A 6,030-nucleotide genomic window follows, 5' to 3' on the forward strand; every position below is an offset into this window, starting at 1 on the left:
TATGATGGGATTATGCATGGAATTGTAGATGTAGGGTTATATAAAGAATATGGAACTGGTCTTAATGACCCTACTACAAAAGAAGAAAGAGAAAAATATGGGTTATTAGGACTATTACCAGCACAATTTCAAACGATAGAAATTCAAGCGAAACAAGTTTACAAACAATTTCAAGCGAAAGATAAGTTAATAGAAAAAAGACATTTTTTGATGGAAATTTTTAATACAAATAGAACGTTGTTTTATTATTTATTTAATGAACATGTTGTTGAGTTTATGCCTATTGTTTATGATCCTGTAATTGCAGAAAGTATAGAAAATTACAGCGAATTATTTGTAAACCCTCAGAATGCAGCTTATTTATCAGTAAAAGAACCAGAAAATATAGAAACAATTTTAAAAAATGCCGCAAGTGATAGAAATATTCGATTGATAGTTGTTACAGATGCTGAAGGGATTTTAGGAATTGGGGATTGGGGAACTAACGGAGTAGATATTTCAGTTGGAAAGTTAATGGTTTATACTGCTGCAGCTGGAATTGATCCTTCTACAGTTCTTCCAGTTGTGATTGATGCAGGTACGAATAGAAAAGAATTGTTGGAGAATGAATTTTATTTGGGAAATAAATTTGAAAGAGTTAGAGGTGACGAATATTATAATTTTATTGATAAATTTGTAAAAACAGCTGAGAAAATTTTTCCAGATTTATATCTTCATTGGGAAGACTTTTTATCTTGTCTCTCATTGCTTCACATCGCTCTAATTCATCTTGTGTAAATTCTTCCTTAAATGATTGCGCCTCTATGCAGGCGCTACTTAGGTCCTCTAGCAATTCTTCCGGCGATGTATATACATCGGCATCTGCATCGGCATTATCAATATACTTGGTTTGAAATTCAATTAACGCTAAAGCAAAAAGTGATTGCAAAAGCGCTTTTCTTCCTCTCGCCATTTTATTCTCCTAAATTTTATTACTTTTATATTCCATACCACCTTGTCACTTTCCCTTTTTCGTCGATATCGACCTCTATGTGTTCGTATTTGTTGCAGAGGCTAGGAATCAAAATTTCATCATAATATTTTTTACCGCATTCCATATTCGTATGGGCGAGCTATAAATTTATCTAAATTATAAAAGAAATTTTCTCTTAAAATTTTCCATTCTTCAAATTTTTTCATATTTAAATTTATATTGGTGCTAGTTTTATGTTTTATATCGGTATCGATGAAATTATTTAGATAAAATTGCCCAAATAGCATTATTAAAATATCTCTTACATTATCATCGCATAAGCTAAAATTATGAATTAATGTGCTAGCGATAGAATCGGTCTCATAGACTTCGGTGCTTTTCATTAGGCTAAACGCCTCAAGCTCATAAAAATCCAGCGATCTTTTCCCGCTCGCGGCTTGAAAATCTTTAAAAATCTTAAACCTAAAATCTTCCGCTTCGCTAAAGAAATAGACGTATGGGCTTAAATTTAGATCAAGCGCTTTTATTCTCATTTTATACCGTCCAAACTACTGTTTTTCGCATTTTAGTATTGTTTTGCATAATAAGCTCTTCCTTGCTGCGTTTCGGTCGCACAAAAGTATTTGCTATTTACGCCGACCGGCTCATAACTTTTATCATCTCTTAAAATATTTAAAATTTCAGATTTATCACATATCTCTTTCATTTCTGTATCATAACCCCAGTTTGAACTAAACAATCTTATATAACCTTGCTCGTATAAAAACAATAAAATTTCTTTCGCCACTTTAAGCGAATTGGCAACGTTAATAGAATTTAATTCCCAAACGATCTCCCATAAAGAGATATAATCGCCATCTTCGACTATTCCCGATAAAATAGTTAAAATCGTCTTTTTATTCATTTAAAACCGCATTTCCTTTTAATGGAATTTTAACTACCGCACCGTCTTTGCTATTTTTAGCACAAGACTCCAGCGTACAATTTTCATAGAAAAATTTGATTTTATAAAAATTTTCATCCCCTGAGGCAACCGCCAATAATAGGCTTTTTATACGACGGAATCTATCGAAAATATTCGGCTTTGTATCTTCTTGATATTCATACGTTTTAAAACATTCGCTTTTTGCGTCTATATCTACGTCGCGCCAACTTCCGTTTAGAAATATATCATTAGAGATAGAAATAATGCCTTGCATTATTTCTGGGTCCAACTCTTTGTTTTTATAATGCTGTAAAATCTTTTTTAAATCGGCTTCCAATTTCCAATATTCATCATCGCACCATAAATTATAATCCAAAATCATACCTATAAAGGAATTTTCATCATATCTATCATCAAATGCGGTATTTCTATAAAAATTTACAAGATTCATTGCATCAATCCTTTGGAGCATACCAAAAACCGCTATTGCTAAGCTTTTCTTTGAATACGATGCTGTTGCACAGAACCTTTAATCTTTCAAATCTATCATATATGCTAGGCACTACGCCGTCGCTGTTTTCCGCACACAATATATTGCTTACATAAATTTCCGATTTGTCCTCCACGCCGATAACATCATTAAATATCGCTAGTATTGCGATGAAAATTTCTTTTGGAAGCGTTTTTTTATGATAAAAGCTCAAAATCTGCATTAAAGTTTTATCTAACTCCCAATAGTCGCAATCCGACCAGGTTCTTTGATATATAAATTTCCCGACAAACGAATTGATGCTGAATTTATCAGAATTCGTTAAATTCTGGTATAAAAGTTCTAACTCCATTAATCACCGTCCTTTTTTCATTTCTTTATTAAATGTTAGCCGTCTTTATGGCAAATTTGCGTTTATAAAAATCGGTTATTTTCTGTTTGGCAACTCTTTAGATAAAATTTTTGAATCGGGATACAATTTTTTCAAAAATTCTATCTCTTCTTGATCTAGCTCGTTTAAAACCTCTTCTGTCGGTTTTTCGCTTAAAATTTTTCCATAAACCAAACTCAGCCTTTTATATGCGCGCGGGTTACCGTTCTTTTCAAATTGCTTTATTATGACGATCCTGCACTCTTTTGTTATTTCAGAATCGCCCATAAAAAGATCTTTTATATCGCAAGAGGCGCTTTGCTCTTTATATAGATAAAATATCCACGCAAATAATATTATAGCGGCGGCAATAAAGTAAATTTTATTTTTCATGAAATCTCTTATTCTTTTGGTTTTTTATCCGTGTAATATAGATGTATGACTTCATCCATGTTAATCTCTTTTTCCTTTCCGATCCGCTCGGTACATAATGTGAAATTTCCCTCTTTCGAAACGCACTCTTTTAATAAGCCAACTATAAAGTCGTTATTTGTGCATAGATCTAAATTTCCAGAATGAAATTTTTTAATAAAATTTAGCTCTTCTTTGTCTAATTCTTGCTGCGCCTTTTTATCTACACAATATCTATCTAAAAAATAAAATTCATAAAAATAGAAAAGTCGCCTATGCGCCCCGCTGTTGCCATTATTAGCCCGTCGTATCAATTTTAATCTGCATTTTTGCTCCATACGATTGTAGTTTTGCCTCAACATATCGTTAATATCACAAGGTGAAAAACTTAGCACCGAAAGAACAATATAAATACAAAGAAATATACTAATTATGATGAGAAAAAATTTCATTTTATATCCTTACTTATTTTGCCTTTTTAGATATAAATGATCAATCACAGAATTTGCCGACTTGATTAGTGATAAAATAAGTGGTGTCCTGCGTTGGATTCGAACCAACGACCCCCTCATTAAAAGTGAGATGCTCTACCTACTGAGCTAGCAAGACATCGTAAGAAGTGGCGCGACGAATGGGGCTCGAACCCACGACCTCCGCCGTGACAGGGCGGCATTCTAACCAGCTGAACTACCGTCGCACCAAAAATCACACTTGCAGCGCAAGTGTTAAGAAGTATGAAATCCAAGGATTTCAAAATGGTGGTCGCTGTAGGGATCGAACCTGCGACATCCACCTTGTAAGGGTGGCGCTCTACCAGCTGAGCTAAGCGACCGTTTGGGTTTAAAAAAGAAATGTGATTATATATCCAATACGATTAATTTTCACTTAAACAATGATGAAAAGACTGAAATTGTGCTATACTTGCGACATAAAATTTTATCAAAGGCTCGGTAAATTTAGATGAAAAAGTTGGTTTTCACCCTGTTTTTAGCGCTTCAAGCCCCCGCTTACTCGCCGAACGAGATCGTAAACGCCATCGCCGCAGTAGCGCAAAACGAAGGGGTAAAGCCTGAAATTTTATACACTATCGTCAAAATCGAAAGCGACTTCGAGCCCTACACGATCTCCTTTTTGACAAACAAAGCAAACGCTGATTATTTCGCGGGTCTGCGCAATCAAAATATCCGCATCAAGGCGAGCAACTACAGCCTAAATTCCAGCAAATGGGTCGTTACGATCATACCAGCAAACGAAATTTACGCCGTGCAGATCGCCAAGTATCTGTACGAGGACGGATTTAGCATCGACGTAGGGCTCGGGCAGCTAAACGCCGTAAATTTCAGCCGAAATGAGATCGATTATATATTTAATCCGATGTACAACCTCACCAAATGCGCTAAAATCCTGCGCAAATGCTGGAACGCCAAAAATAAAAATATAAAAGACACGATCGAGTGCTACAACTACGGCATGCGCAAACGCTACTCAAACCCCTACTACAAGCGCTTTTACGAGCATTACGAGAAATTTTTCGGCAAGCCCTATTAAGAGTTAGTAAAATTTCGCTAAAATCGCGCAAATTTTAAAAAAGGATATTTCATGATACTGATCGCAGGGCCCTGCGTGATCGAAAGCCGCGAGCTGATAATGCAAGTCGCGGAAAGTTTACGCAAATTTAACGAAATGAGTGGGGTGGAATTTTACTTCAAAAGCAGCTTCGATAAAGCCAACCGCACCAGCATCTCAAGCTTCCGCGGCCCGGGGCTTGAGCGCGGCTGCGAAATTTTAGCCGAAGTAAAGGAAAAGTTCGGCTATAAAATTTTAACCGACATCCACGAAAGCTACCAGGCGGAGCCCGTCGCACGCGTCGCCGATGTGCTGCAAATACCGGCGTTTTTGTGCCGCCAAACCGACCTGCTCGTCGCCGCAGCTAGCACGCAAGCGGTAGTAAACATCAAAAAAGGTCAGTTTTTATCGCCACAGGCGATGAAACACAGCGTCGAAAAGGTGCTGCAAACCCGCAGCGCACGGGCTTATACCCCGCAAAGCGGCGCGGCATCTAGCGATACAAACGCCGCTCAAAACAGCGCCTGCTCCGACGATGCCGAAATTTGCGGCGCCCGAAGCGGTGCGAATAACGGATCTTCGGCGCTAGGCGTGCAAAATTCTTGCGGTACCGCTCAGGACGCACAAAATTTTATTCATACTTACGGCGCTGAGAACGGTGCCGAAAATGCCACTAAAGGTACGGCGACGCCTTGTACCGCACAAAGCGATAACGAAGCGCAAAGCGCCTTGCAACCAAACCTCTCTCATGCTTTCAACGCGCAAGACGGCTCGATAAGTGCTGCACAAAATGCCCCGCAGCCGAGCGGCGAAGGGATGCACGATCTGGCGCGCTGCCACGGCGTTTGGCTCACCGAGCGCGGCAGTACCTTCGGCTACGGAAATTTGATCGTCGATATGCGCTCGCTGCCGATTATGCGCGAGTTTGCACCGGTCATTTTCGACGCGACGCACAGCGTGCAGATGCCTAGTATCGGCGCTACGAGCGGCGGTGATTCGCGCTTCGTGCCGTACCTCGCGCGAGCGGCGGCGGCCGTGGGCGTGGACGGCTTTTTTTACGAAACGCACCCTGATCCAGCCCACGCACTTTCGGATGGACCGAATATGCTAAATTTGCAGCAGCTAGAGCGCGTCGTAGCGCAGACGCTCGCGATTCAAAAAGCACTCGGATTTTAAGCGAACGGTTATAAAATTTTAAATTTAGGCTAGCGAGTTTAAATTTTAATTTCGCCCCATTGCGCGCGCTAGCCGGTTCCACACTTTGCAACAATATCTATATTCACAAGAGCAGGCTT

General features: G+C 38.9%; 8 protein-coding genes, 3 tRNA genes and 2 pseudogenes. 4 read left to right on the forward strand and 9 right to left on the reverse strand.

Annotation, left to right across the window (positions count from 1 at the left end; all coding sequences use genetic code 11):
• Nucleotides 1–777: pseudogene (locus Q0236_RS01080) on the forward strand (hypothetical protein); the annotation flags it as partial.
• Between the two features lie 306 nt (nt 778–1,083).
• Here the strand turns inward: Q0236_RS01080 and Q0236_RS01085 are convergent.
• The 9 genes from Q0236_RS01085 to Q0236_RS01125 form a co-directional block, all read right to left on the reverse strand.
• The gene (locus Q0236_RS01085) at nt 1,084–1,506 is read right to left on the reverse strand and encodes a hypothetical protein (RefSeq protein WP_297914005.1); all 423 of its coding nucleotides are present in this window, start codon (nt 1,504–1,506) and stop codon (nt 1,084–1,086) included.
• A 32-nt stretch (nt 1,507–1,538) separates the two neighbouring features.
• Nucleotides 1,539–1,877 (reverse strand): hypothetical protein, encoded by a 339-nt coding sequence (locus tag Q0236_RS01090; protein WP_297900659.1) that lies wholly within the window; start codon nt 1,875–1,877, stop codon nt 1,539–1,541.
• A complete protein-coding gene (locus tag Q0236_RS01095) occupies nt 1,870–2,349 on the reverse strand; it encodes an Imm41 family immunity protein (RefSeq protein ID WP_297914008.1) in 480 nt (159 codons plus the stop codon). The genes Q0236_RS01090 and Q0236_RS01095 overlap by 8 nt, the downstream gene beginning before the upstream one ends.
• A gap of 4 nt (nt 2,350–2,353) precedes the next feature.
• Nucleotides 2,354–2,740 (reverse strand): Imm41 family immunity protein, encoded by a 387-nt coding sequence (locus tag Q0236_RS01100; protein WP_297914010.1) that lies wholly within the window; start codon nt 2,738–2,740, stop codon nt 2,354–2,356.
• Nucleotides 2,741–2,815: 75 nt separating this feature from the next.
• The gene (locus Q0236_RS01105; protein ID WP_297914014.1) at nt 2,816–3,151 is read right to left on the reverse strand and encodes a hypothetical protein; all 336 of its coding nucleotides are present in this window, start codon (nt 3,149–3,151) and stop codon (nt 2,816–2,818) included.
• Nucleotides 3,152–3,159: 8 nt separating this feature from the next.
• Nucleotides 3,160–3,621, reverse strand: coding sequence for a hypothetical protein (locus Q0236_RS01110; protein WP_297914017.1), 462 nt, complete (start codon nt 3,619–3,621; stop codon nt 3,160–3,162).
• 81 nt (nt 3,622–3,702) lie between these two features.
• Nucleotides 3,703–3,778 (reverse strand) — tRNA-Lys (locus tag Q0236_RS01115).
• Between the two features lie 11 nt (nt 3,779–3,789).
• Nucleotides 3,790–3,866: transfer RNA gene (locus tag Q0236_RS01120), tRNA-Asp, on the reverse strand.
• A gap of 59 nt (nt 3,867–3,925) precedes the next feature.
• Nucleotides 3,926–4,001, reverse strand: a tRNA-Val gene (locus Q0236_RS01125).
• A gap of 128 nt (nt 4,002–4,129) precedes the next feature.
• On the opposite strand from Q0236_RS01125, the gene Q0236_RS01130 reads away from it, so the two are divergent.
• The 3 genes and pseudogenes from Q0236_RS01130 to Q0236_RS01140 all read left to right on the forward strand — a co-directional run bounded on the left by Q0236_RS01130 (nt 4,130) and on the right by Q0236_RS01140 (nt 5,911).
• Nucleotides 4,130–4,717 carry a transglycosylase SLT domain-containing protein gene (locus tag Q0236_RS01130; protein WP_297914021.1) on the forward strand — a complete coding sequence of 196 codons (588 nt, stop codon included), beginning with the start codon at nt 4,130–4,132 and terminating at the stop codon, nt 4,715–4,717.
• Nucleotides 4,718–4,768: 51 nt separating this feature from the next.
• Nucleotides 4,769–5,191, forward strand: a pseudogene (locus tag Q0236_RS01135) (3-deoxy-8-phosphooctulonate synthase); the annotation flags it as partial.
• Between the two features lie 135 nt (nt 5,192–5,326).
• Nucleotides 5,327–5,911: a hypothetical protein gene (locus tag Q0236_RS01140; protein WP_297914024.1), complete on the forward strand. Its 585-nt coding sequence runs from the start codon at nt 5,327–5,329 to the stop codon at nt 5,909–5,911.
• Nucleotides 5,912–6,030 lie beyond the last annotated feature (119 nt).

Origin of the sequence: uncultured Campylobacter sp. (assembly GCF_938031315.1) — a bacterium.
Classification (GTDB): domain Bacteria; phylum Campylobacterota; class Campylobacteria; order Campylobacterales; family Campylobacteraceae; genus Campylobacter_B.